The sequence below is a fragment of the Ochrobactrum sp. BTU2 genome (assembly GCF_024539785.1).
GTDB lineage: Bacteria > Pseudomonadota > Alphaproteobacteria > Rhizobiales > Rhizobiaceae > Brucella > Brucella anthropi.
In genome coordinates this window covers 691,000-715,267 of the sequence record NZ_JAHWRG010000002.1, presented here as the reverse complement: position 1 = coordinate 715,267, position 24,268 = coordinate 691,000, and the positions used below count along the sequence as shown (strand labels likewise).

The following is a 24,268-nucleotide window of genomic DNA, read 5'->3' as shown; positions in this document are numbered from 1 at the left end:
AAAGGCTAAAACTGAGCATTTGCCGGAACATTTCGGCAAATGCCGTTCATTTGACGTGCCGAATTGTTGACCTCCCCCGCAACTTTAGCGATAGGTGGGGCGAACAACGGTGCCCATGAACAGAATCGGCAAACCGTTCAATGCAAAGCATCATTGCGATCCGGTTTTATCTGATCTCAAGGTGCCAAGGCCGATGTGAATGTAGGGCGGGTGCGCATGTACAGAGCGGTAACGCGGGGGATCGAAGTTTCGGTCGAACCTTTCTATTTGGAAGACCAGTCCGAGCCCGAAGAAAACCGTTATGTCTGGGGCTATCGTATAACGATTGCCAACAACTCCACGGAAACCGTACAGCTTCGTTCGCGTTACTGGCAGATTACCGATGCGAACGGGTATGTCGAGGAAGTGCGCGGGCCGGGCGTGGTCGGCGAACAACCAACACTCGAACCAGGCGACTCTTTTCAATACTCATCGGGCTGCCCGTTGACCACTACATCGGGCGTCATGGTCGGGCGCTATCAGATGCAGGGCAACGGCGGCAGTTTGTTCGAAGTCGATATACCCGCGTTCTCGCTGGATATTCCGGAACAAAGGCGAACTTTAAATTAGGTTGGTCATAAAAAATGGCTCGCCACCAGTGGTAACAAGCCATTTTCTCAGCTGTAATAAAGCCTAGGACTTTGGCGCGAATTCCGCCGGATCGAACTCATAGCGTTTCGAGCAGAACTCACAGGTCACGGAAATCTTGCCGTTGTCCGCACTCTCTGCAATTTCCTCGGCTGTAAAACCTGACAGCACACCGGAAATTTTGTCCCGCGAGCACGAACACTCGTCCAGCACAGGCACAGAGTCGAAGACGCGCACGCCGCGTTCATGGAACAGACGATAAAGCAGCCGCTCGGAGCCGACCTGCGGGTCCGTCAGTTCAGAACTTTCGATCGTTCCAACCAGCGAACGGGCTTCGTCCCATGCGTCGTCTTCGGGATGAAAGGCGACTTCGGCTTCATCCTCATCACCGCCTGGCAGGTCGGGGATGCGTGCACGCAGTTCGGATTCCGGCAGGAACTGAATGATCAGCCCGCCAGCACGCCACTGTTCCACTGGCTTACCATCAGCACCGCGTTCGACAAGCTTGGCAACGCTCAGTTTCAGATCAGTCGGAATCTGTTCCGACTGACGGAAATAGGTCGTGGCGATTTCTTCCAGCGTCGAACCATCAAGCGCAACAATGCCCTGATAGCGCTGAGTATAAGCGCCCTGATCCACCGTGAAGGCGAGTGTGCCCCGTCCAAGCAGTTCCTCGGGCTTCGTCTTGTGGGCGGCAACCGCCTCCTTTAACCGTTCCTCGTCGAAACGTGCATAGGCGCGCACCGAACGCGGCGTGCGGAAGTCGACCACCAGCATGTCGACGGGACCGTCGGACTGCGTCTGGAAGATGAACTTGCCTTCAAATTTGAGCGACGTGCCAAGCAATACGGTCAGCACCGTCGCTTCCGCCAGCAGGCGGGCCACTTCTTCCGGATAGTTATGGCGTTTCAGAATGCCGTCGATACTCGCGCCAAGCTGAACCGCGCGACCACGCACGTCGAGTCCTTCCACCTGAAAGGGCACAACGGCGTCATCGCCTGCGAAGTCGAAATCGCCCAGATTGACCTGGATGTTCTCGACTTCGGTATGCTCATTGCTGGTCTTGTCAGCCAAATTATGCTCCCAGATCGCGGCTTTGCAGACACCAGGCCAGAATGGCTTTCTGGGCATGGAGCCTGTTTTCCGCTTCATCGAATACGACCGATTGTGGTCCATCGATCACTTCATCCGTCACTTCCTCGCCGCGATGTGCAGGCAGGCAGTGCATGAAAAGCGCCTTCGGATCAGCTTTTGCCATCAGTCGCGCATTGACCTGATAGGGCATGAAAACGTTGTGGCCGCGGGCATGATCTTCCTGCCCCATCGAAACCCACGTATCGGTCACGATGCAATCTGCGCCGTTCGCCGCTCTTTCCGGATCGATGGTAGACATGATGCTCGCGCCATTCGCTTTCGCCCAATCGACATATTGCGACTTGGGTTCACTGCCTTCCGGCGTTGCGATATTGACGTTGAAATCAAAACGCGCCGCAGCTTCAACCAGCGAGTGGAGGACGTTGTTACCGTCCCCCATCCAGGCAAAAGTCTTGCCTTTGATCGGGCCGCGATGTTCCTCATATGTAAGAACGTCAGCCATGATTTGACAAGGGTGCGTATCGTCCGTCAGTGCATTGATAACCGGAACAGTTGCATATTCGGCAAGTTCCAGCATGCGTTCATGCGATGTGGTGCGGATCATGATCGCATCAACATAGCGCGACAGAACTTTCGCCGTATCGGCGATGGTTTCACTGCGCCCGAGCTGCATTTCCGAACCGGTCAGCATGATCGTCTCGCCGCCAAGCTGGCGCATGCCGACATCGAACGACACACGCGTGCGCGTGGAAGGCTTTTCGAAGATCATCGCAAGCACCTTGCCTGCGAACGGTCGTTCGATTTCTCCCGCCTTCAGGCGCGCCTTGCGCGCCTTGGCGTCTTCCATGATAGCGCGAAGTTCCGATGCCGGAACAGCAGAGAGGTCGATAAAGTGTTTGATCCCGTTATCGCTAGCCATGATATCACGCCGTCTTGCTGATCGGATTTGCAGTTGCGAGCCGTTCGACCGCCGTTTCAATGCGCTTCAGCGCTTCACGCGCTTCTTCCGGCGTCGTAACCAGCGGCGGAAGTAGACGAACGACATTGTCGCCAGCGCCGACGCTCAGGAAATGCTCGTCACGAAGGGCCTGAATGAGACTGGTATTCGGCACAACGCACTTGATGCCGATCAGCAGGCCGCGGCCACGGATTTCGGAAACAACACTTGGGTAGCGGTCAACGATGGAAGCAAGCCCCTGTTTCATGACCAGAGCGGTTGCCTGAACATTTTCGAGGAAACCGTCAGCCAGAACAACATCGAGCACGGCATTGCCGACGGCCATGGCCAGCGGGTTGCCGCCATAGGTCGTGCCGTGAACACCAGCCGTCATGCCCTTGGCCGCTTCTGCGGTCGCGAGACAAGCACCCATCGGGAAACCGCCGCCGATGCCCTTGGCCACAGCCATGATGTCCGGCTTGATACCAGCCCACTCATGCGCAAACAGCTTGCCCGTGCGGCCAACGCCGGTCTGCACTTCGTCGAGGATCAGCAGAAGACCCTTTTCATCACAGATCTGGCGCAGCATGCGCATGAATTCTTCAGGGAAACCGCGCAAACCGCCTTCGCCCTGCACGGGTTCAAGCAGGATCCCTGCAGTCTCATCGGTGATAGCGGCACGCAATGCCGCTTCATCACCGAACGGAACCTGATCAAAACCGTCGACCTTCGGGCCAAAGCCTTCGAGATATTTGGCCTGACCGCCAGCGGCAATCGTGGCCAGTGTGCGGCCATGGAAGGCGCCTTCAAAGGTCACAATGCGGTAGCGTTCCGGGTGACCGCTTACATATTGATAGCGGCGCGCGGTCTTGATCGCGCATTCAAGGGCTTCAGCGCCGGAGTTGGTGAAGAAGACCTTGTCGGCGAAAGTGCTCTCGACAAGACGCCGTCCTAGCTTCTCCTGCGCCGGAATTTCGTAGACATTCGACAGATGCCACAGCTTTTCCGCCTGGGTCTTCAGCGTTTCCACCAGATGTGGATGCGAATGGCCAAGCGAGTTCACAGCAATGCCGGCAGCAAAGTCGAGGTAACGTTCGCCGCTTTCGGTAATCAGCCAGATGCCCTCACCTCGCTCGAAGCGCAGCGCCGCACGATTATAGGTGTCGTAAAGCGGTTGCACGGTCGTAGCGTCGGTCATAGCGTCAGGCCTCCAAAGCCTTTTTTGCAGCTTGCACGGTCGCACCGGCAAAGCTGTGTTTCCCATAAACAGTCCTCAGGCACTCGAAACGGTTCCCACCTTTCGAAAAGCGCCCAATATTCCATCCCAGCTGCCGCGAAAATATAATGAGACATGAGGGAATGGCCCAGATAGCTCATGCTCCTCGCCTGAGCTTCCGGCAGAAATAAAAAACCGCCCTCAGGGCGGCATATTTATCTCGCGCGTATATTGGCGTTCACAAAAAAAATGTCAATCAAAGCAAGCAAGGTTTGCAGGCCATCTTTCGGCATGAGTTCATGCATTTTCTCGTTCTTGTAACATTCGCCGGTCGAAGGTGACTTTACGCGAGCATCCACACTCTATAGAGAAAGGCCTCTCCTCGGCTGAGGCTGCCAGACGGCATATCCGCTTCGCAAGTTCGCGATGTTCCATCCTGAAACAATCCGGGTTTTCAGTTCAGAACCAATTGCGTGCAAAATTTCGGCGCTGGATCAAAGAAAAACCGTCTTTGGCACCCAAGTTGGGGAAAACCATAAAAATGGAATCTGCCTGACAGGGCTATCCCTTGTCATGGAGTCGTTGGATATTGTAGTTTCTTTTTAGAGATTAAAGCTACATTTCGTGCGGCGGACCTAGTCACCCGGATAGATATGGTGTTTGCGCTTGGAGCAATCCGAGAACACTGGCGGATTCCGGATAACGAAAATGATTGGAGCCCAGGGCGATGAACTGGACAGACGAACGCGTCGAACTACTGAAGAAACTGTGGAGCGAAGGCTTGAGCGCAAGCCAGATCGCAGCACAGCTTGGCGGCGTGAGCCGTAATGCAGTGATCGGCAAAGTGCACCGTTTGAAGCTTTCGGGCCGTGGCAAAACCACGACCGCTGCTCCACGCAGCAAGAAGGTCAACACGGTTGCCGCAGCGCCACGTCCTGCAGCACAACATTCAACCGGCGTGCATACGACGACGATGCGCACGGCTACGGTCACCAAGACGGTTGGTGCTACTGCACTTCAGATGGACTACGCCGTAGACGTCGTTGCGGAAAGAGTGGTCAAGCCGGCTTCAGATGTAGTGGTGCCTATTTCGCGCCGTCTCTCACTGCTGCAGCTGAGCGAACGTACCTGCAAGTGGCCGATTGGCGACCCGCTGAACGAAGACTTTCATTTCTGCGGCCATGAATCCGGTGAATCGAGCCCATATTGCAGCTATCATTCGCGTCTGGCTTTCCAGCCGACTGCGGAACGCCGTCGGGCTCGTTAAGACGAATACGAGAATGAGATTATCGGGCCCCGAAGCGAAAGCTTCCGGGGCCTTTATTTTGGTCCACACACGCCTTGTCCCGAAAGCCACCCCACAATTTTCGGGGCGCGTTCTATTTCAAAGTGGACTTGTAAACTTCCAGCGTGCGGTCAGCGATCCCGCTCCAGCTGTAATCCCGCGCGATCCAGTCGATCATTTCTTGCGACTGCTTGCTGGTCAACGGGCTATCGATCTTCTGCCGCAGCGCATCCTTCAATGCATCGACATTGCCAAGCGGAAAGTAACTCTCCTCTGAAAGCCCCACTTCGACATTGGCAGTAATATCGCTTGCGAGTACGTTCAAGCCATACCCCATCGCCTCCAGCAGAGCGATCGGCATGCCCTCGTGGCTGGATGGCAGAACGAACAATGCCGCCTGACTGAACAAGGCTGACAGCTCTTCTCCCTGAAGTGCGCCCGTCAGCACGACACCTGGCACAGCATCAGCCCTTGCGCGGACGGCTCCGGCATATTCAGCGGTATATTCCGCCGAACCGATCAGAGCCAGTTTCAAAGAAGAATCGGAAAGTTTTGCAAAAGCCTCGATGAGATCGAGTTGACGTTTCTCTGGAACAATCCGTGCCACAAGAGCGATATACCGCTCCGGTAACAGGCCGTGCTTCTCCAACCACGTCTTGTCTCGGCAGGCAGGACGCAGCGTGACGCCGTTCGGGATAAATGTGATCGGCACATGGAAATGCTGTTGCATGGTTTGCGCGATGTCGTTGGACACAGCGATACGTGCATTTGCAAAACGCATCCCGCACCATTCGCCAAGCTTCAGCATCGTGCGCGCAAGACGCCCCCACTTCTGACGATTATAGTCAAATCCGTGGTGCGTCACGACCGTGCGCACCCCCAGCAGACGCGCCAGCGGAACAGCCAGAGCCGGACCGATTGCGTGAATGTGCAGAACATCCGGACGTTTGAACCCTGCCCGCAGCACGCCCAGAACCGTATGGACAATCGCCTCGAATTTCATGGAAGTCGGTGCCCAGATCGGCGTTACCCGCACACCCTCCCATACATAAGGCTGTTTCTTTTCAAGGTATGGGCGACGTCCGATGACCTCGACATCCCAGTCCTTTGTCACATAGAGCCGGGCGAGCTCCTCGACATGTTTTTCCACTCCGCCTTGTACGTTTGGAACACCGCGTAGACCCAGCATCATGACGCGAGGTCGTTTGTCGTTTCGGACCATCAAAGCGCCCCTAACTCGGCATAAAGTTCCAGCGTGCGGTTTCTGTATGCCTGTGGCGAGAATTCATTACCGGCCCAGACCCGGCCTACATTCCCCATCTTGCGCCGCGCCTGCGGAGATAATCCCGCAAACTCGCCAAGAACCCGGGCGAGATCATCTATATCGCCTGCACGGGAAACCATTCCGGTCTCACCTTCGATGATCATTTCGGGAATTCCACCAATGTCTGCGCCAATCACCGGCACCCCAAGCGCATAGGCTTCCAGAATACTGATCGGGGCATTTTCATACCATTCAGACGGAAGAACGAGCGCCTTTGCTTCTCCGATCAGCCTATGCAGTCGTTCACCCGAGACATAGCCTGCGAATGTGACATCGCCGCCCGCCTCAGTGGCAATCGCTTTCAGTGATTGTTCTTCAGGCCCGGTGCCTGCAATAACAAGTTTCTGCCTCGCAATCGCCGCTGCACGAATGAGGGTACCGATCCCCTTTTCCGGCGCCAGTCTTCCGACATAGGCGAAGTAATCGCTCTCATCTGCGTAAGGTTTCAGATCGTCCGTATGGGCGAAGTTGGGAATATAGACCAGCTTTTCTTCAGGCCAGCCCCATTCGGCAAGCTTGGCAATATAGAAGCGGCTCGGCACAACGATGCGGTCAAGCGTATTGCGGTAAAGACCAAGCATGCGATGAATGGCTGTTTCAACGAAAACCAGCCCGCTCAGCGCCGTGGAATCCTTGATGCATTTATGAAGCGCCACATTATAAATGCGCCCGCCCTTGCAGCGCTCGCAAATCTGGTTGTGTGACAGCATTTTATAGGCCGGACAGGCCAGCTTCAGGTCGTGGGCTGTCATGACCGTCGGGATACCCGCGTCCTTCAGAACCGGGAAAATCGACGGTGACAAATGATGATAGATATTATGTGCATGCGCGACATTCGGACGAAAACGTTCGATCAGCGCCTTGATCCGGTCGCGCGCTTCCCATGAATAGATGATCTTGCCCGCTTGCACGAACTTTGTGAGCGGGCTGCTTTCCCGGCCATACTCAATTTCCGAGACGAAATAGGAAGACCAGTCGGATGGGAAATTATCCGGATGCTGCATGGCAAAAGGTGCCGTTTGCCAGCCGATTTCAGAAAATAGTTTGATGTGGTCGAGAAAAACAGTTTCGGCGCCACCGCGCCGATAAAAGTAATTGTTGATCGCCAACAGGCGATGTTCTTTATCATTTAAATGCGTCAAGCAGCACCTCGTTGAGCACCAAGGCGCGCCAATGCTTCGCGGACAGAAAGAACAGCCGCCCCACTTTTCACCGCATGAGATACGAGGCGCTCAAAGGTTTCAGGCTTGCACCCGAACTCGGTCGGCGTATCGCTGACATCATGCGTATAGAAGACAAGCCAGCCGGGATTTGCATTCAGATCATCGATCCAGCGAGTCTGGCGCGCAGCGTCATCGTCAGGCTGCCTGATCTCCACCGCCTGCAGAAAGGCAAGGTCGATCATGCCGCGATTGATGCGGTTGCCACCTCCGCGGCATGTAGAGAAACGATCAGCAAAGAGCCGCCGCGACATCATGGAAGATGCGCAGTAGGGATAAGCGAAATTGCGCGCCTCGACACGATCAGGCTCGAACACATCGAGATAGGCGGTGTTGCGATCTAAATCGGCCACTATGTTCTGCGCCCCGACATAAGGAACCTTGAGATGATCATAGGTATGGCAACCCAATTCATGTCCGCGCTCGACCAGTTTCCGGCAGCCTTCCTGTGTGATCAGGTTCCTTTTGGCTTCTTTCGTACCAACCAGGTTGCCTGCAATATAGAAAGTGCCATGAACCCCATGCTTGTCGAGAATGGCAGCCCCGGCGCTTTCGGCCGTATCAGGCACATCGTCAAATGTGAAAGTGATGATCCGTTCATTCTTCGGCAGGCAGAATGGGCGCAATGGAAACCGACGGCTGATGCTGTCGTTCAGCCGTATAGCATACCATTCCAGGCGGCTGCGCGCCTTGTCGAGACTATCCATTTCCATCATTGCCCCAGCCCCCAAAAGCTGTTTCAGACGAGCTTTGCCTTTGCCTGCAAGCGCAATCCGAAGACAGCAACCATAATGCAGAACCACACCGCCCCACCGTTCTGAAAGAACGTGCTCTCCATACAAGACATATATAATCCGTAAAGCCAAAGGCGAATATAGAGGAGCGTTAATATAGGGTCGTTATCTGTGCTTTCCGCTTCCTTAATATACCGAAGCGGTAAGACCATTATCCAGATAAGCGTCAGAATTAAACCAATAATCCCAGCATTGATCATCATATCCAGAAAAGAATTATGTGCATTGAAGGCTGCAACCGCCCAGCTTGCGCCACCGCCACCTGCATAGACCATTTCCGGCGTTTTCCAGAACGAGTCCAGACCGTAGCCGAAAATCGGCTTTGCCGAGATTGCGGCGAATGCGAGTTTCCAGATGTCAGATCGATTTGTAAAGCTGGCGTCAACGCCCAGGCTTTGAACAAGCTCGCGCAAGGGATCGAAAACGGCCGCCCCGACAGCAATAATATTGAAAGCAGCGATCCCGCCGATAGCAATGAAAACACGTGTCCATTTCAGTCGCACAAACACCAGCGACATCACGACGATAAACGGCAACATGGCCGTCGATGTCTTGCCGCCCGTGTTAAGAACAAAGAACACGCAAAGGGCGACGATAAGCATACCCGTCTTCGGCAAGCCGGTTTTCCAGATATAGAGGCCGAAAAAGCTCATCAGCACCAGAGAGGCGGCGGCGGCATTCTTGTGTGGATAGTGGCCGCGCCATGCACCGGCCAGCATAGGTTCAATAACTTCAGTACCCTGATGAATAGCCCGTTGCGGCATAAAGATTACGCCGAAATAGGCAAACGCCAGTGTTATCAATGAACCGGCTGCCAGCAACCGTGCCATCTGGCGTTCGGATTGCGGCAACATGAGAAAGATGCTCGCATTCAACGCGGTCAGGATAGACAAGACCACTTTCTTGCTGGCGATCATCGGGTGAGCCGACAAAAGGGCCGTCATAAAGAGCCAGAAGAAAACCAGGCCAATCAGAACGCGCGGTTGCAGAATGGCACTGCGCATGGAGCTGCTCAGCGCGCAAACCAGAAAGCTGCCCGTCAGAAACAAGGTGACCAGCTGGTTGAGCGAGCTGGAATCTGCAGCTTTGGCTGTGACGCCGGTCACGGCACCAAGATCCGGATAGGGATTGGTGCCTATCCAGATGAATAAGAACATGCAGAGAAAGAGAGCGGCCCCGATAGCTGACGAGACTCGCGGTTGTATCTCCTCACGGTAATGAACCGATAGTTCAGCCAAGTCAGACCAGACCCTCACGGTTTCGACGCCATGCACCAAGATAGCCCAAACTGAGCGCGAGAACCACACCAAGGCCCATCCCGGCAATGCCACCCCCAGCACCAAGCACGACGGTCTTGGGTGGCCAGCTGCGACCAATCGGAGGAATGGCAGTCGAAATGATCCGGATATTGGTCGCATCGAGTTGCTGGCGCTGGCTCGTCTCCGATGAGCGGGTCAGGAACGTGTTGTAGATAGAGACCTTGGCGGCCATGTCGCGTTCGAGGTCCGACAGCTGGACTTGCGCGTCATTGTCGAGCGCAACAGCCGAACGTGCTGAAGCTGCCTGTGCGTTGAGAGCCGCTACAACGGCATTTGCCTGATCGAGGTCAACCTTGGCCGATTGCAGGATACGCGCCCGTTCCTGCGCCAGCTGCTGTTCCAGACCGGCAAGCTGGCGTTCCGTATTCATCAGTTCCGGATATCGCGGACCGTAGGTCATGGCGAGAGCATCGTAGCGCTGTTTCAGCGATGCATATTGTCCACGCAGGTTCGTCATCGTGGGCGATTGCAAGGTGCTTGCCGGACTAACGGCGCTGCCGGTATCCTTTGTCAGCTCCTGATAGCGCGTGCTTGCGTCGGCAACGCGCGCTTTGGCATCGACCAATTTAGAATTGATCTGCGTCATCGACTGGGTGCTGACGAGTTCGCCACCTGATGTTTGCAGGCCGTGCGCCCGGCGAAACGCCGAGACTTTTTCTTCCGCCTCAGTTGCCGCCTTCTGCAGAGAGGACAGACGTTCGGATAGGGCAGCGGCAGCACGTCCTGCGCCATCAGCATCTGCTTGCGCAACTTCCTCCTGGAAGGCGTTCGCCAGAGAATCTGCGACCTTTACCGATTTTTCGGGATTTTCCGTCCAGACCGCAATCGTAACCAGATAGGATCGTTCAGGACGCGTAACGTTGATCCGCTGCGACAGTGCACGTACAGCAGTCAGTGTATCATCTTTCGGACCCGCCGGTTTGCTGAGGCCAAGCATAGCCCTAACATCGAACGCTGGCGGAGGAGGCACAAACTCCTCATCCTCATTCAGCTTCAAGTCCGTCACGACCCGCCGGAGTACGTTGCCGGAAGTCAAGATGCGCATTTTGCTTTCGATGTCGAGAATCTGGCTGTCAGCCTGCAGGCTCTGGGCATAAACATCGTTGGGCAACAACTGGAGTCCAGACGGCGGAACCAGCAAATCCGTATAGGCTGTATAACGAGGCTTTGCCGTCATGCCGTAGGCGAGACCCGCCAAACCACCTATTATTGCGAGCGCTGCGATCAAAATCCACCGGGCACGCATCCAGGCGAGCGCCTCGAACAGGTCGAGTTCCGGCAGCATCAGTCCCTTGTTTGCAGGCGCAATGGTTTCAGTAACCTTTTCTTCTTCACGGACAACATACGTCTCGCGTCTGACTGCACGCAGCCGGTCATCGACGGATGCCAGATTTTCACTGGCAGTCTCTGTTACCCGTGCTTTCGAAGCGAGGTCGCGCAAGGTGTACATTAGTCGTCCCTAAGGTTCACTCAATAGCGCAAACATGGCGCTACTATTTTCCTTAGACTTAAAGATTAAAAAATTCGGTTAATGAAAGGCAATCATCTGCACGAGTGTCACCAAAATGCAAATGACGGTCATTTAGTCCTGCAGTTTGTGATAAATTTCGGTCGACATGCTTGGCACCTCATGTTCTTCGGGACTAAGAGAAAACAGTGCATATGCCTCATCATCAGAAGCTTTACGAAAAAGAAGCCTCTTCGCTGTCATAACCTTATCTTGAAGTTCCAAGCGCGCCTTTGATCCTCCAGAAGCACGCTGAGCCATAGCGGCCCGAAAACTCGGTATGAAAATTTGAAACGCCATTGGTCGACATTACTGTCCTACGCAGCTTCTAGCGGCAGCCTTTTTGCGGCAAACATCGCACAGCTTTTTACATTCGCTATTCTGGCACGCTATCTTGGCTCTCACGAGTTCGGTTTGTTCGTGACGGTGATGGCCGTTACCAGCATCGCCACCTTCATTTGCGGCCTGGGCGGAGCGGAATGCCTCGTACGTCGCGTGGCGCAGGATCGAGCGATCTATCCGGCAATGCTTGGCCACAATCTCATTTTGATCGCAGTTACAGGCGTTGTCCTCGTCGCCGCCGGAATGGTGATATTGCCGTTCTGGCTGAGTGGCTCTCCAGAATTTACAAACAACCTGTTTGGGCTTTTTCTGCTACTTGTCACCAATATTGTGTTGGTGCGCCTTATCCTGCTGGTCGAGCAAATTTACATTGCGCATACTGACTTCGTATCGGCCAATCTCTCCGTCGTCGGATTTGCCATTGCCCGCACCATTGGCGCGACAATCGCCTGCCTTGTGTTTGGCGTATCCACTGTTGTCGGATGGGCTTATTGGCAGTTCGGGGTTCATGTGCTGGTCGCCGTGGTTTATGCCTTGTTCCTGCGCAGACTCGGTCTTCCGCAATACACAATCGTGCGCGATGAACTGCGGCTCGGAGTGATGTTCGCATCACAGTTCATCTTCAAGGCGGTCCGCCAGAATGCCGACCTTCTGCTTCTCGGAACATTGGTAACTCCCAGCATTGTTGGCAGCTACGGCGTCACTCGTCGCATCATCGACAGCAGCACATTGACCGTCGAGGCGATGAACCGTCTCGTCTACCCGCATCTGGCCCGCGCCAGCGCAAACGGCATCCATCATGCGCTACCGATTACAATGCGCCTGCTCGGCGCCGCGATTGCAATCGGCATATTCACATCGCTGGCCGTCTTTATCATTGCGCCCTATCTGCCCTATCTCTTCGGCAGCGAATACGACACGCTGGTTTCCTTCTGCCGCACGCTTTGCTGGATCACGGTGTTTGTTGCTCTATGGTCGATAGCGGTGGATCTTCTGGGTGCAGCCAGCCAGCACAGCTATCGCACGGCGGTCCTGAACACAGGCAACATTCTTGGTGCACCGCTTCTGGCACTGGCCACCTGGTATGCGCCAATCACAGGAACTTTCGCAGCTATTTACGTAATCGAAATCAGTATTGTGTTGGCATCGTGGGGATGCGTTATCTACCTCGTTCGCCGGAGTCGTGACGCAGAAGAGAAAAAAGGCGGTTTCAAGCAGGCGGGGGCTTAGATGACGCGCATCTCTACACCAGCAAATGACATCAAGTCGCGACGTGTTCGCGCGATGCATATTGATGATATTCCTGCCGTCCGCACGCTGTTCCAGCGAGTTTTTCGTCCACACTCAAAGTCATGCAACAAGACTTTCGATCAGTATTTTCAGAAGTTCTTTTTTGAAAGCCCCTACTACGACCCTGCAATTGGCAGCGTGGTCCATGAGGACGAGCACGGTGAGATCGATAGCGCGATCTCGGTTCTGCCCATTCCCTATAGGGTCAATGGTCAATCGATCATGGGGCGATTGCTTTGCGCTTTCATGATGAAACCGGAAATGTCGCCACGCGGCGCCGCCGAATTGACACTCACTTTGCGTCCAAGTGAAAAGATACTCAACTTCACCGACAGTGCTGCGCCAGTAAGCCTCAAACATTCCGAAGCAATTGGGGGGATTACACTCGGCACACATGGACTCGGATGGACACGCATATTCCGGGCTGCCAGCTATGTGGCCAGTTACGTTGCAGAACGGCGTCCAATCCTCGGCGGATGGGCAACAAGCTCAGTAGGCAGAATGCTCAACCCGCTTTTTCCGATTCCTGCGATCATGAGAGCTGCCAAGCCCCGGGCGAATGTGAAGGAAATTGCGCAAGACGAAGCCATATCTCTTGTTCCAGGTTACCTGCAAAGCTATTTGGCACATCCAGCCTGGACAGAAAGCGACATCAACTGGCTGTTCCTGATGGCGTCCGATAATCAGGCTGCCGGTACCTTGCGCTTCTGTGCGATCAACGACCGCACCGGCAGTCCGAGCGGCTTTTTTTGTTACTACGTCCGCTCCAATGGCATTGCAGAAGTTCTGAACATCCTCGCCAAGGCCGGAATGGAAAAACATGCCGTCGATGCGATGCTGCTCCATCTGCAGGATGAAGGGCATGTCGCAGCGCAAGGCCGGGTCGATCCGCGTTATCTCAATGCGCTCTCACAACAGTCGATCATGTTCTTTCGTCTGAAAGCCAACGTTTGTGTAGCCACAGCAAACGCGGATATGCTGAACGCCGTTCAGCGTAATGATATCTTTATTGGCGGGCTCGCTGGCGAAAGCTGGAGCAGGTTGTCGACGGATTTCTATTGAGCTGCAAGCTTCCGTTCCAGCAAGAAGAACGTCGTCGGCCCTGCTTTGCCAGCTCCATTGTCCAGCCGGAAGGCAATGGGGCCAGACCCGACAGCTATCTTGTCATGAATCTTCCCATCAAGACCGACTGGCGAGAGTGTCCATGAAACAGTATTTCTTGCCAGTGTCACATCCACCCGGTTACGCAGCAGAGTGACTGGCAACCGTCCCCAATCCTCTATGATTTTCTCCGCCTTGTCGCGGAAGCGCATGTCGGTATTACGGGCATCACTGGCGAAAATTATCAGCAGCTTTTCACTGTCCTTCAATGGCTTCTCATCAATAGCCGAAACAGCAAACAAGCCCCTCTCCTCGGCATTGCCGAGGGATAGCTCACGCAAAGTCAGGCGGTCTTTCAGTTCAGCAAAGGCAATGGCCTCGGTCTTAGGCGTGACAACCTGCATCCGCAGCTTGTTACGGTCGAGCCGGATTTGACCAGTGGCGCTTTCAAACAGGCCTTGCGAGGGATTGGTCGCGTTGTCATCTGCAAGGAGACCCGCCGTTTTCAGACGCTGCAACACGTTATCGAGTGATACATTTCGATAATCGACCGCGACTTTTTTTTGTAGGCCTTGCGGCCAGGCCAGTTCTTTCGTGGCAAGACCGATCCCGCCAACAAGTGCCAGCGGTTTCAGTCGCGCCGATTCTCGAAACTCAAGCGATTCACCAAGGCTCGCCTCACCCTGCATCATGAACGGTAGATTGAAATCTGCAGTTTCGATGTCGCCTCGACGAAACAGGAGTGACGCCAGCGTTTCGCCCGCACGCGCGACAGGATCGACGGCAAAAGTGTAGGGAACGATACGTTGGCGGAATGGTGCTGCCTCATCAAATGCAAGCGTTAGCGGCCCCTGCCCATGGCGACAGATACCGTCCCAGCCCTGCAATGCGGCATAGGCCGGAAACACCAAACCCGCTTCATATCGATAGCGGTTCCAGAACAGATGCTCGTACTCGGTCACAAGAAAAGGCCGCCCGAGCCAGCGCCCGACAGCGATTTCGCTGACATAGGAAGCAGCGTCGGCAATCGAACTCGTATGCTTGATTTCCGTTCCTGGGCTGAGGGTTCCGATCCAGTCATGATAGGTATTGGCAACCAACGCTTTCTGGCTCTGTCTTGAAAGAGCCGTCTGGACGGTGAACCAGTTGTTATAGGGGGCGACAAGACCGCGATAGCCAAGACCGCGTAGGCCCTGTTCCATCCGTTGTGCCAGTAAACGTTCACTTTCAACGAGGAAAGCCTGAAAATCCCGAAGCCGTCTACCGCCGCCGCTACGGCTTTCAGGCAATTGGATGGCTTGTTGTTCCAGATTTTCATCGGATGCCAAACCACCCCATGCTCGTGACAAGGCAGCGGTATTCGCATAGCGCTTTTTCAGAAATGCATTGAACGCGGGACGATAGCCGGGCCAAAATGTGGTCCCGTCGTCATGCTCGTGCACAAAGCTTGTGAATTCGATACCATTTTCATTGAACGGAATGATGAGGGCGAGTGCGGGGTCTTCTAGAGGTGTGAGGCCTGTATAAGGATTGATCGTGGCGTAGACTTCTTTCTGGAAGCGCAGCCAGTGATCAAATGCTGCATCGTCCACATAGGTTCGGCGTTTCAGATTGCCTTCAAGTCCCCAACGATCAGTGTCCTTCCCGCCCAAAGCGCCGCTTTCGGAGGTAAGCCCGTCGATGATCCAGTAAATGCCTTCGCGTTTGAGCGCCGCCATCAGGTAACGCATCCGGTCGAGAGCTTCCGGACGAAAATCGAAATCGCGCTCCTGTCCAAGCATCAAGTCGGCATCAACAAAATGAAGTCGAGCTATATTGTAGCCGTGCAGGCGAAGCTGTCGCACATATCGATCAATGAAGGCATGATCTACCACGCCAGATGAGGGTGGCCCCCAGGCAATCGCGGCACACTGCAGCCGCATCGTTTGGTCAGGCTCGTCGGCTTTTGCGAAATGCCCGGCGGCATTTGCGATCAAACGATTTTTCTCTTCAATGGGGATGTTTGTCAGAAACCCCGAAAAATCGAGCGGGCTTCCATCGGAAATTTCGAGATTGTTTTCTGTGACCGGAAGCCATTCCTCAGCACCAGCGTTGGACATCGCGAGGCCTATAAGTGAAACGGATATGGCCAGTCGCAGGATTTTCATCAAGGCTCCCTTATAACCTTACTTTCGATCCAGTCGGTTGGTTTGCGGCGCGGCTGAAAAAAGCCAAGCGGTAGTGCAGCTGCATGAAATATCCATGCTACCACCGCGTAGACGCCAAGCTCGATACTACGCGAACGAATGGACATTGCCGCGAACGGGATCGCCGCAATCACGGCTGCCGCCAGAATTGCCAGCGGCCATCCCGGCACGAAAACGAGAGCCGCCAAGATCACCAGCCACCATAGATAAACCGCGCCCCAAAGCCGTAATTCCGGCAGTTCACGGAACAAATTCTTCTGGTGTGCCTGCCCCATTGCAGCACGCAAAACCTCGCCGGTTCCACGCAGATATTTGCTTTTCCACCGGCGAACCAGAAGCTTATAGGCATTCATGGTATAGCCAAAATGCTGCACAAAAGGGCGATCCAGACGATAGAGTTTCCAGCCTTTACTACGCAGCCGAACACCCGCATCAAACTCTTCATGGCCATGAAGATTGCGATCGGAAAAATATCCCGCCTGCTCGATCGCGCTGCGCCTGTAAAGTCCACCGCCATTCATACGGTCGATGTCACCTGTTCGCGCTTCCGGCGAATGCCGCTTCGCACGACGCTGGAACTCCAGACTTTCCAGAATCTGGTCCACGACATGGCCGGTCACGCCACCGACATCCGGGTGCTTGTCGAGATAATCAAGAGCTGCCGGCAGAAAATCTGGCTCGATTGTCATGTCGCCATCGATCAGGCAGATATAGGGCTGCGTCGAATACTGAAAGCCCAGTTGTGGACCGAGACCGCAGCTGGCCCGCGCGGGAGGCTCGATCTGCACAATCTTGATCGGATAAGACTGTGCTATCTCTATTGTGCGATCCGTGGACCCGCTATCTGCTACGATTACTTCCACTTTTCCGCCAGGCAAAGCCTTCAGAGCGCTCTCTACAGCCTCGGCGATGCGCTTTTCTTCGTTCAAAGTTTTGATGATAATCGAAACAGACATCGTTGACCTATTTGGGAGAAAGCACGCGCCTAGCAATCTATTGGCAGAACCAATCAAGCCAGCATTTCATAGTTTCCTTTGGTTTCAAATCCACTAAACACTTCAACTATAAAATGAGATTCGGCGTACTCAAATAATTGAGGTTTCCTAATTTAGGAAATCCTGAAAGACATTTATGCTGACCAAAGATTTTGACATTCGGGTCTATAGCAGCGCGGAACAGCTATCCAGCGACTGGCCAGATGCCGATGACAAAACCGGCAGCGCATTTTTTGTGTTCCAGACCAAATCTTTCGTAAGAGCATGGGACGCAACTTACGGGCGCAGACCCGGCACACAGCTATGTTTGACCGAGGTTCGCCAGCACGACGGCACCCCGCTTCTTTTTCTGCCGCTCTCAATCACAAGTATTTACGGATCCCGTGTGCTGGGATTTATCGATGACGGTGTGAGCGACTACAACGTGCCTATCGTGTTTCCAGCTGCAGCGAAACTTTCTCCTGACACTACCGCACGCGTTCTCGAAGCTGTTGTCGCAGCGGTTCCCTCGCATGATGTGATTGCATTCTGCAAAATGCCGGAGCGAGTGGAAGGCTTCGCAAATCCACTGTGGCAACTGGCAAACAAGCTTTCTAACGCATCGACACATGCGATTTCTCTGATGCGCCCGATGGATGAGATAGAGCGATCCATACAGAGTATCAGCAATATCAAGAAGCGTGATCGCACGCTTCAGAAGATGGAAGGATGTCGGTTCTTTATAGCGCAAACCCAAGCGGAACGACGATCTGTTCTGCAGGTCATGCTACGCCAGAAACAGCGCCGTTTTGAAGAAACAAAAGTCCCTGGCTTCGATGCGCATCCTGAAAAGCGCCGCTTCTTCGAAGAAGCAACCGAGCAGCTAGCTCAACACAATGGCCTGCATCTTTCAGCACTTGCCGTTGGGGAAACAATATTGGCCACCATGTGGAGCGTCGTTCGCAATGACCATTACTGTGCGATGATCACAACCTTCGAGGCCGGAACATGGAGCAAATTTTCACCCGGCAAAGTGATAATTCTACGCCTTTTGCACAGGCTGAAAGCAGATGGCTACGCCTGCTTCGATCTTGGCTTTGGCGACGAGGGGTGGAAAATCGGCTTGTGCGACCGGACAATACCCCTGCGCGACTATATTCGCCCCGCCACTCTTCGGGGACGCACCTCACTCATTCTTGCCCGTTCACTGGAATGGATACGTTCAACCTTGCTTTACAAAAAGCTGCGCCCGTTGAAATGGCGGGTGCTGCGCAAGTTTGGTTAGAAAGCCTACACAGTACGTTTCGGCATCCGCACCGTGAAAGTTGATCCTTCGCCCAATTGCGAGCGAACAACCAGACGACCGCGATGGCGTGCAAGGATATGTTTGACGATGGCAAGCCCAAGGCCCGTACCCTTTTGAGCCCGGCTTGTTTCGACGTCAATCCGATAGAAACGTTCCGTCAGGCGCGGCAAATGCTCCGCTGCAATGCCCGGACCAAAATCCTGAACTGATGCCACCACCTCAGCAGAACTGCCGCTATTGTCTTCGTCCAGTTTTACGATGACGCGCTTGCCTGCCTGCCCGTATTTGCAGGCATTTTCGACGAGGTTCTGAAATACCTGGATAAGCTCGTCACGCGCGCCAGTGACTGTAACGGGATGATCCGGCAGTTGACGCTCGATACTGATATCGAGACCGGCTGCCAAGGGCGTCAGTGTGTCGGCAACGTGATTGAGGATGGACGTCATGTCCACACATTCATTGACCGCCAGATGTGCCCGCATTTCAAGGCGAGACAGGGACAAAAGATCGTCGATCAGGCGCGACATGCGTTCGGCCTGTTTCTGCATGATATCCAGAAAGCGGTCGCGCGCAGCTGCGTCGTTTCGAGCTGGCCCTTGCAGCGTCTCGATGAACCCGCGAAGCGAGGCGAGCGGCGTGCGCAGTTCGTGACTTGCATTCGCAATGAAGTCTGAACGCATACGATCAATGCGACGCGTTTCGCTCTGATCGCGGAACAGCAGGACGAAAAGTTCAGGCCTGCCATCCTTACCCGGCAAGGCCTTGACCATCGCCTTGAACCAGCGATCAATCGGGACGCGTTCGAAATATTCAATACTTCGCGCTTCGCCGTCTGCAATCACGCCTTGAATGAGAGCATGCATTTCCGGCGCTCGAAACCGCAAGTAGAGCGCTGTGCCGGTTTCCAGCGACTGGAACGCCTCCAGAGCCGCAGAATTGTTGAATAGAACGGTTCCGCTATGATCGAAGACGACCATCGGATCGGTCAGAAGATCGGCCAGACGCTCGCCGGACACTCCCGCCATTTCGTTGGGTGCCGCTGTCTTCACCGGCTCTTCGTCTGGCTCGCTGCTCGCAACTTCGCTTGCGAGCCACACAGCGCCGAGTACGACAACGGCCAGGAGGCCAGCTCGAAACCAGAAGGGGAGATCAAGAGCCAGCACGCAGACCGCGAGAACCATGCTGGCAATCAAGACACCCTTGACCCGAAGAAGCGGTTCGAAAATCGACTTCTCCGCCTGTGGTTCTGGATCGGTGCGGTTGCCTGCCTCGCTCATGCTGCTTCCTTCTGCGGTTGGGGCATAGACTTATCCGGAAATGCTCGAACGTCCTTTACGCGGCTTCCAAACAGCCCATATCATGCTTTGATATAAACGAAAGGGAATTGCCGTGGGTGACAGTTCGAAGACAGCTAACAAAAAGAAAGACAAAAAAGACGAAGCGAAGCCGATCGACAAGCCAATCAAGCTGAAAATTGACGGTGTAGCGCGTTCGTTTGACATAAATGATCCGAAACTGCCGAAATGGATCGACGATAATGCGCTGCAGTCAGGTGGATATCCCTACCCATCCAAGATGAAGTCGGACGAATATGAAGAAACGCTGGAGCGGCTTCAGATCGAACTCGTCAAACTTCAATACTGGCTTCAGGATACAGGCGGTCGAGTCATCAGTGTTTTCGAAGGCCGCGACGCGGCTGGTAAAGGCGGGACAATCTTTACTATCCGTGAGTTCATGAACCCCAGAACCGCGCGGAACGTTGCTTTGCCGAAGCCCACCGAAACCGAACAGGGTCAATGGTATTTCCAGCGTTATGTCGCGCATTTTCCAACTGCCGGCGAGTTCGTTACGTTTGACCGATCATGGTACAACCGGGCTGGTGTGGAACGGGTGATGGGTTTTTGTACCCCGGCGCAGCTTGAAACCTTCCTGACTGAAACACCCGATTTCGAGCGCATGATCGTTACGGACGGTATTCATCTCTTCAAATTCTGGCTGGATATCGGTCAGGAAATGCAGCTCAAGCGCTTTCATGAACGTCGCCATAGTCCGCTCAAGAACTGGAAGTTCTCGCCGATGGATGTGGCGGGAATCTCCCGCTGGAATGATTACTCCGACGCACTACACACCATGCTTGAACGGACCGATACAGGTTACGCATCCTGGACGATCATTCGGTCGAATGACAAGCGACGCGCCAGATTAGCTGCAATCCGGCGCATCCTTTTGACGCTGCCCTATGAAGGAAGAGACCTTCAGGCAATTGGAGCCGAGGATCAATCGATCATCGGACGCGGCTCTACATTCCTCACCTCGTCTTCTGCGGAAATGTAGAACAGGCTTGGCTGGTGCGGTGTCTTTTCCCACAGATGAGGCACACGCATCAGCTGCCATAAGGCGCGCCACGCGGAGATTGAAATCAACACCCAGTATACCGGGATTGAAAACAGATAAGCATATCCTCCCAGTTCCGTTGGCTCCATTGTTCTTGCACCCAGAAGATAGAAGCTAAGATAGGCCAGCAGAATATTCGTTACATCAATCCCCAACAGCCAGACGCCATGGGTTGTCAAAGGCCCGAATAACATGCTGGTCAGCAAGATCGCGAACATGGCCAACATGAGCGGATGCAGAAGCGCTGAACTGATTATACCTAGCGTGTAGATCTGATTGACAGAAAACCGGAACCAGCCAAGTTCACGCCATGTGTTGTGCGGCTGGCGTCCATGAACGAGCCATGTCTGCATCCAGCCTTTGAGCCAGCGTGTTCGCTGTTTGCGCCAGATATCATAGTTTACGGGTGCGTCCTCAATCGTTCCGCGCGTGATGACGCCGATGTGATAACCGAACCGGGCGAGCCTCACCCCGAGATCGGCATCCTCCGTGACATTGTAGGCATCCCAGCCGCCAACTTCTTCCAGACAAGATCGCCGAAAATGATTGGAAGTACCGCCGAGAGGAATGACAAGCCCCCGCGAAGCGAGCCAAGGCAACAAACCGCGGAAAAGCGCTGCATATTCAAATGCAAACATTCGTGTCAGCAGGTTGTGGCGGAAGTTCCCGATAATCAGCGGTGCCTGCACACAGGCCAGCTTGTCGCCTTCAGCCTGAAAAGTCTGCCATGCTTCCAGCAGCTGGTCAGGGTGTGGACGGTCTTCAGCATCGAAGACCGCTACAATCTCGCCTCGCGCAAATTGCAATGCATAATTCAGTGCCTTCGGCTTCGTCTTGGGTCCGCCAGACGGCACGAGAACCAATTCGAAATTCAACGGCAGCCGTTCACGGCGTATCGCCGATACTGTATCGAAATCATCCTTCTCGCAAACAAGCTTGATATCGAGTTTGCTGGCGGGCCAATTCAGCCGTTTCAAGCTCGTAATGAGCTGACCGATCACTTCCTGCTCCCGATATAACGGGACCAGGACTGAATAGTTCGGTAAGTCACGCGGATTGCATTTCCTGATTTCGAGAAACTTCAACCGGCGTCCCGAAACAGCCGCGAACAAACGGATCATCACGCATCCGAAGAAGAATACCGACAACGCCACATGAAGCACCAGAAGCGTCATCGTCGGCCAGTTAAACACGCAGGCAAAGAACGCATAGATTGCCATGGCAATGATAAATGCCTGTGGCGTATCCAGAACGCGCGCTGCTGAAAACGACTGCGGCGTCATTTCATGAGCCCGCGCAATCAGATCCTTCTGATGTCGTTGCCGCATGATCTGTTTCAAAAGTGTCGGCGTACAGATCCGAATTCGGCTCTTCAATTGCGGTGTCGCAAGAATATGATCTCGAAGTTTTCGGATACGATTTTCGGACGGAGCAATGTAGAGATAACTATTTCCGTCTGCGCCGAGCACCATAACCTGTCCGACATCGATGAAAGCCGATGGCTTTTCCTCCCCCGATACGAAAATGCGCGACGGTAAAGCCTCGTTTGTGAATTCCAATCCCAGAAGATCAGCGATAGCTGCATAAATGGCCGATTCCGCAACATCTCCTCGCTGAATCAATTCCACACAAAAAGATGTTCCATGGTGAGTAGCCGTACTATACGCCCCCAACAACGCATCTCTAGACACGCCACATTGTTCCAATCTGGCTGATATGGCACTGCATATCTCCAGATCGAACGCAATCGATCCATTACTCATAGCACCCCCGCACTACTGAATACCTATATTTATTTATTTTATGCTTTAATAATTCAATTCTTTACTATTTTACCATTTACTTCATTAGGTATTTATTTCGGTAAAATTTGCAATCGGAAGGTAATATACTGAAAATGAATTGCAACCTTTATTTTTATTGAACCTTCGTTGAATATTGCTCGTCACTCGATAACTCAGTTAACGCGAAATTATAGAGAAAAAGGCAAAAGCGGGTCATGAAACGCTACCTTCCAAGACTGCTCGTCGCGTTGGCATTCACGTGTGGCGCCCATGGTGCCTGGGCCTCAGACGCACAGCCAGAGGCTCCATCTTTCATCAACCAGAAAGAACGCCTGCCGTTACCGTCCTTGCAGGCGCTCAATCGGTTGAGGTTCATCACAACCGTTGACTTTCCCCCGTTCAACATGCTTGGCGATCAGGGACAGCTGTCCGGCTACAATGTCGACCTAGCCAAAGCCCTTTGTCGTCAATTGGGTGTTGACGACGTCTGTCAGATTGAAGCTGTGCCGTGGAATGAGCTTGAGGAACGACTGCTTAGCGGACAAGCAGAAGCCATCATAGCCGGATGGAAACCAACCGATGAGAATCGTGGTCAATTTGCTTTCTCGCGGTCCTATATGCGATTGCCTGCGCGATTTGCGACGACCAACGCAGGCGCATTTAATGACGATGCAATTACGGCCACAAAAGGTAAAAGCGTTGGCGTTATTGCGGGATCGGCCCACGAGCAACTGCTAAAAAGCTATTTTCCTCAAGCGGTCGCCAAACCGTACCCTGACGCATCCATCATGCTCGCTGACCTCAAGAGCGGTAAGGTCAGCGCGGTGTTCCACGACGGCATGTCACTTTCAGTGTGGCTGAATAGTCCTGAAGGCCATGCTTGCTGCAGCTTTACAGCCGGCGCTTACCTCGCACCGCAATATCTTGGCTCCGGTCTCAGCATTGCGGTCGCACAGAAGAACGCTCCCCTTGCCAGTGCCTTCAACAATGCTCTTCAGGCCTTGCAGCAGAAAGGCACGCTAACGGAGCTTTATCTGCGCTATTTCCCCAACAGCTTTTATTGAGCCTAACTCAAGACGGATGGAATCGATAAAACTGGGATGCCCTTTGCGTGCCATTTTGACGCAGAGAAGGGCCGTCACTAAACGAATTTTCAGATATTCTTGAAATTTCCGATATAACGATACTTACAGTAAAAAAGTAAAAATATTTCATATCAAATATATAGCTCAACAAAATCGCGTCCGAAGCGTGATAACTATACAACTTGCACCGCGAATTGCGCCGCTTATAGCAGAATAAGATCAATAAATACATGCATTTATTTTGACTTGAACAAATCACCCTCTCATCAATAATCAAGTTGAGGGAGAAGGAGGATTTATACAATGTTCGATGGCGTTCCTGCCCAATGGCACAAGACTCCGGAACAAACAAAGCGCTCGCCCAATGAGGCCGCCTATGTGTTTCTCGGTATCATGCTTGCAGCGCTTAGCGTACCAGCGACTTTTCTGGGCTGGGCAATCGTTCAGAGTATCGCATCGCTGTTTTAGAACACGCACACCCT

General features: G+C 53.7%; 20 protein-coding genes. 8 read left to right on the top strand and 12 right to left on the bottom strand.

The genetic code is table 11. The annotated features are described in order from the left end of the window. The first annotated feature begins 216 nt into the window (after nucleotides 1-216). Nucleotides 217-609: a Co2+/Mg2+ efflux protein ApaG gene (apaG, locus tag KWJ32_RS08100; protein ID WP_010658218.1), complete on the top strand. Its 393-nt coding sequence runs from the start codon at nucleotides 217-219 to the stop codon at nucleotides 607-609. A 63-nt stretch (nucleotides 610-672) separates the two neighbouring features. Here apaG and KWJ32_RS08095 read toward each other — a convergent pair whose 3' ends face one another. Genes KWJ32_RS08095 through KWJ32_RS08085 form a run of 3 tightly spaced genes read right to left on the bottom strand, consistent with a single transcriptional unit; the run spans nucleotide 673 to nucleotide 3,857 of the window. Continuing rightward, nucleotides 673-1,701, bottom strand: coding sequence for an Hsp33 family molecular chaperone (locus tag KWJ32_RS08095; protein WP_010658217.1), 1,029 nt, complete (start codon nucleotides 1,699-1,701; stop codon nucleotides 673-675). 1 nt (nucleotide 1,702) lies between these two features. Further along, the gene (gene argF / locus KWJ32_RS08090; protein WP_010658216.1) at nucleotides 1,703-2,641 is read right to left on the bottom strand and encodes an ornithine carbamoyltransferase; all 939 of its coding nucleotides are present in this window, start codon (nucleotides 2,639-2,641) and stop codon (nucleotides 1,703-1,705) included. A gap of 4 nt (nucleotides 2,642-2,645) precedes the next feature. Continuing rightward, a complete protein-coding gene (locus KWJ32_RS08085; RefSeq protein ID WP_010658215.1) occupies nucleotides 2,646-3,857 on the bottom strand; it encodes an aspartate aminotransferase family protein in 1,212 nt (403 codons plus the stop codon). Nucleotides 3,858-4,602: 745 nt separating this feature from the next. Here KWJ32_RS08085 and KWJ32_RS08080 point away from each other — a divergent pair. Further along, nucleotides 4,603-5,142, top strand: a complete 540-nt coding sequence (locus tag KWJ32_RS08080; protein ID WP_010658214.1) for a GcrA family cell cycle regulator — start codon at nucleotides 4,603-4,605, stop codon at nucleotides 5,140-5,142. A 112-nt stretch (nucleotides 5,143-5,254) separates the two neighbouring features. On the opposite strand, the gene KWJ32_RS08075 is transcribed toward KWJ32_RS08080, so the two are convergent. Genes KWJ32_RS08075 through KWJ32_RS08055 form a run of 5 tightly spaced genes read right to left on the bottom strand, consistent with a single transcriptional unit; the run spans nucleotide 5,255 to nucleotide 11,267 of the window. Continuing rightward, entirely contained in the window at nucleotides 5,255-6,382 is a 1,128-nt protein-coding gene (locus tag KWJ32_RS08075; protein WP_010658213.1) for a glycosyltransferase family 4 protein, read from the bottom strand. Beyond that, on the bottom strand, nucleotides 6,382-7,626 hold the full coding sequence (locus KWJ32_RS08070) for a glycosyltransferase family 4 protein (RefSeq protein ID WP_012090701.1): 1,245 nt from the start codon (nucleotides 7,624-7,626) through the stop codon (nucleotides 6,382-6,384). The genes KWJ32_RS08075 and KWJ32_RS08070 overlap by 1 nt, the downstream gene beginning before the upstream one ends. Next, on the bottom strand, nucleotides 7,623-8,420 hold the full coding sequence (locus KWJ32_RS08065; protein WP_010658211.1) for a polysaccharide deacetylase family protein: 798 nt from the start codon (nucleotides 8,418-8,420) through the stop codon (nucleotides 7,623-7,625). The genes KWJ32_RS08070 and KWJ32_RS08065 overlap by 4 nt, the downstream gene beginning before the upstream one ends. Before the next feature lie 23 nt (nucleotides 8,421-8,443). Continuing rightward, a complete protein-coding gene (locus tag KWJ32_RS08060; RefSeq protein ID WP_235907481.1) occupies nucleotides 8,444-9,829 on the bottom strand; it encodes an O-antigen ligase in 1,386 nt (461 codons plus the stop codon). Next, nucleotides 9,738-11,267 (bottom strand): GumC family protein, encoded by a 1,530-nt coding sequence (locus KWJ32_RS08055; protein WP_010658209.1) that lies wholly within the window; start codon nucleotides 11,265-11,267, stop codon nucleotides 9,738-9,740. The genes KWJ32_RS08060 and KWJ32_RS08055 overlap by 92 nt, the downstream gene beginning before the upstream one ends. 345 nt (nucleotides 11,268-11,612) lie before the next feature. Here KWJ32_RS08055 and KWJ32_RS08050 point away from each other — a divergent pair, with 345 nt between their 5' ends. Both KWJ32_RS08050 and KWJ32_RS08045 read left to right on the top strand, forming a co-directional pair. Next, on the top strand, nucleotides 11,613-12,896 hold the full coding sequence (locus KWJ32_RS08050; RefSeq protein WP_010658208.1) for a lipopolysaccharide biosynthesis protein: 1,284 nt from the start codon (nucleotides 11,613-11,615) through the stop codon (nucleotides 12,894-12,896). Beyond that, the gene (locus KWJ32_RS08045; RefSeq protein ID WP_010658207.1) at nucleotides 12,897-14,018 is read left to right on the top strand and encodes a hypothetical protein; all 1,122 of its coding nucleotides are present in this window, start codon (nucleotides 12,897-12,899) and stop codon (nucleotides 14,016-14,018) included. It abuts the gene before it with no gap. Here the strand turns inward: KWJ32_RS08045 and KWJ32_RS08040 are convergent. Further along, nucleotides 14,012-16,204: a hypothetical protein gene (locus tag KWJ32_RS08040; RefSeq protein ID WP_012090697.1), complete on the bottom strand. Its 2,193-nt coding sequence runs from the start codon at nucleotides 16,202-16,204 to the stop codon at nucleotides 14,012-14,014. The two genes, KWJ32_RS08045 and KWJ32_RS08040, sit on opposite strands and share 7 nt — an antisense overlap. Next, complete coding sequence (locus tag KWJ32_RS08035; protein WP_012090696.1) at nucleotides 16,204-17,199, bottom strand: glycosyltransferase; 996 nt, start codon at nucleotides 17,197-17,199, stop codon at nucleotides 16,204-16,206. The genes KWJ32_RS08040 and KWJ32_RS08035 overlap by 1 nt, the downstream gene beginning before the upstream one ends. 175 nt (nucleotides 17,200-17,374) lie before the next feature. On the opposite strand from KWJ32_RS08035, the gene KWJ32_RS08030 reads away from it, so the two are divergent. Beyond that, a complete protein-coding gene (locus KWJ32_RS08030; protein ID WP_256885962.1) occupies nucleotides 17,375-18,502 on the top strand; it encodes a GNAT family N-acetyltransferase in 1,128 nt (375 codons plus the stop codon). A gap of 5 nt (nucleotides 18,503-18,507) precedes the next feature. Here KWJ32_RS08030 and KWJ32_RS08025 read toward each other — a convergent pair whose 3' ends face one another. Beyond that, a complete protein-coding gene (locus KWJ32_RS08025) occupies nucleotides 18,508-19,800 on the bottom strand; it encodes an ATP-binding protein (RefSeq protein WP_040129932.1) in 1,293 nt (430 codons plus the stop codon). A gap of 112 nt (nucleotides 19,801-19,912) precedes the next feature. Here KWJ32_RS08025 and ppk2 point away from each other — a divergent pair, with 112 nt between their 5' ends. Continuing rightward, entirely contained in the window at nucleotides 19,913-20,857 is a 945-nt protein-coding gene (gene ppk2 / locus KWJ32_RS08020) for a polyphosphate kinase 2 (RefSeq protein WP_010658202.1), read from the top strand. Here the strand turns inward: ppk2 and KWJ32_RS08015 are convergent. Continuing rightward, nucleotides 20,800-22,680, bottom strand: a complete 1,881-nt coding sequence (locus KWJ32_RS08015) for a glycosyltransferase (RefSeq protein ID WP_029375881.1) — start codon at nucleotides 22,678-22,680, stop codon at nucleotides 20,800-20,802. The two genes, ppk2 and KWJ32_RS08015, sit on opposite strands and share 58 nt — an antisense overlap. A gap of 236 nt (nucleotides 22,681-22,916) precedes the next feature. Between KWJ32_RS08015 and KWJ32_RS08010 the strand changes: the two genes are divergently transcribed. Together KWJ32_RS08010 and KWJ32_RS08005 are read left to right on the top strand one after the other, a co-directional pair. Next, nucleotides 22,917-23,765, top strand: a complete 849-nt coding sequence (locus KWJ32_RS08010; protein ID WP_010658200.1) for a transporter substrate-binding domain-containing protein — start codon at nucleotides 22,917-22,919, stop codon at nucleotides 23,763-23,765. Between the two features lie 324 nt (nucleotides 23,766-24,089). Further along, a complete protein-coding gene (locus KWJ32_RS08005; protein ID WP_006466025.1) occupies nucleotides 24,090-24,254 on the top strand; it encodes a hypothetical protein in 165 nt (54 codons plus the stop codon). The last annotated feature ends 14 nt before the right edge of the window (nucleotides 24,255-24,268 follow it).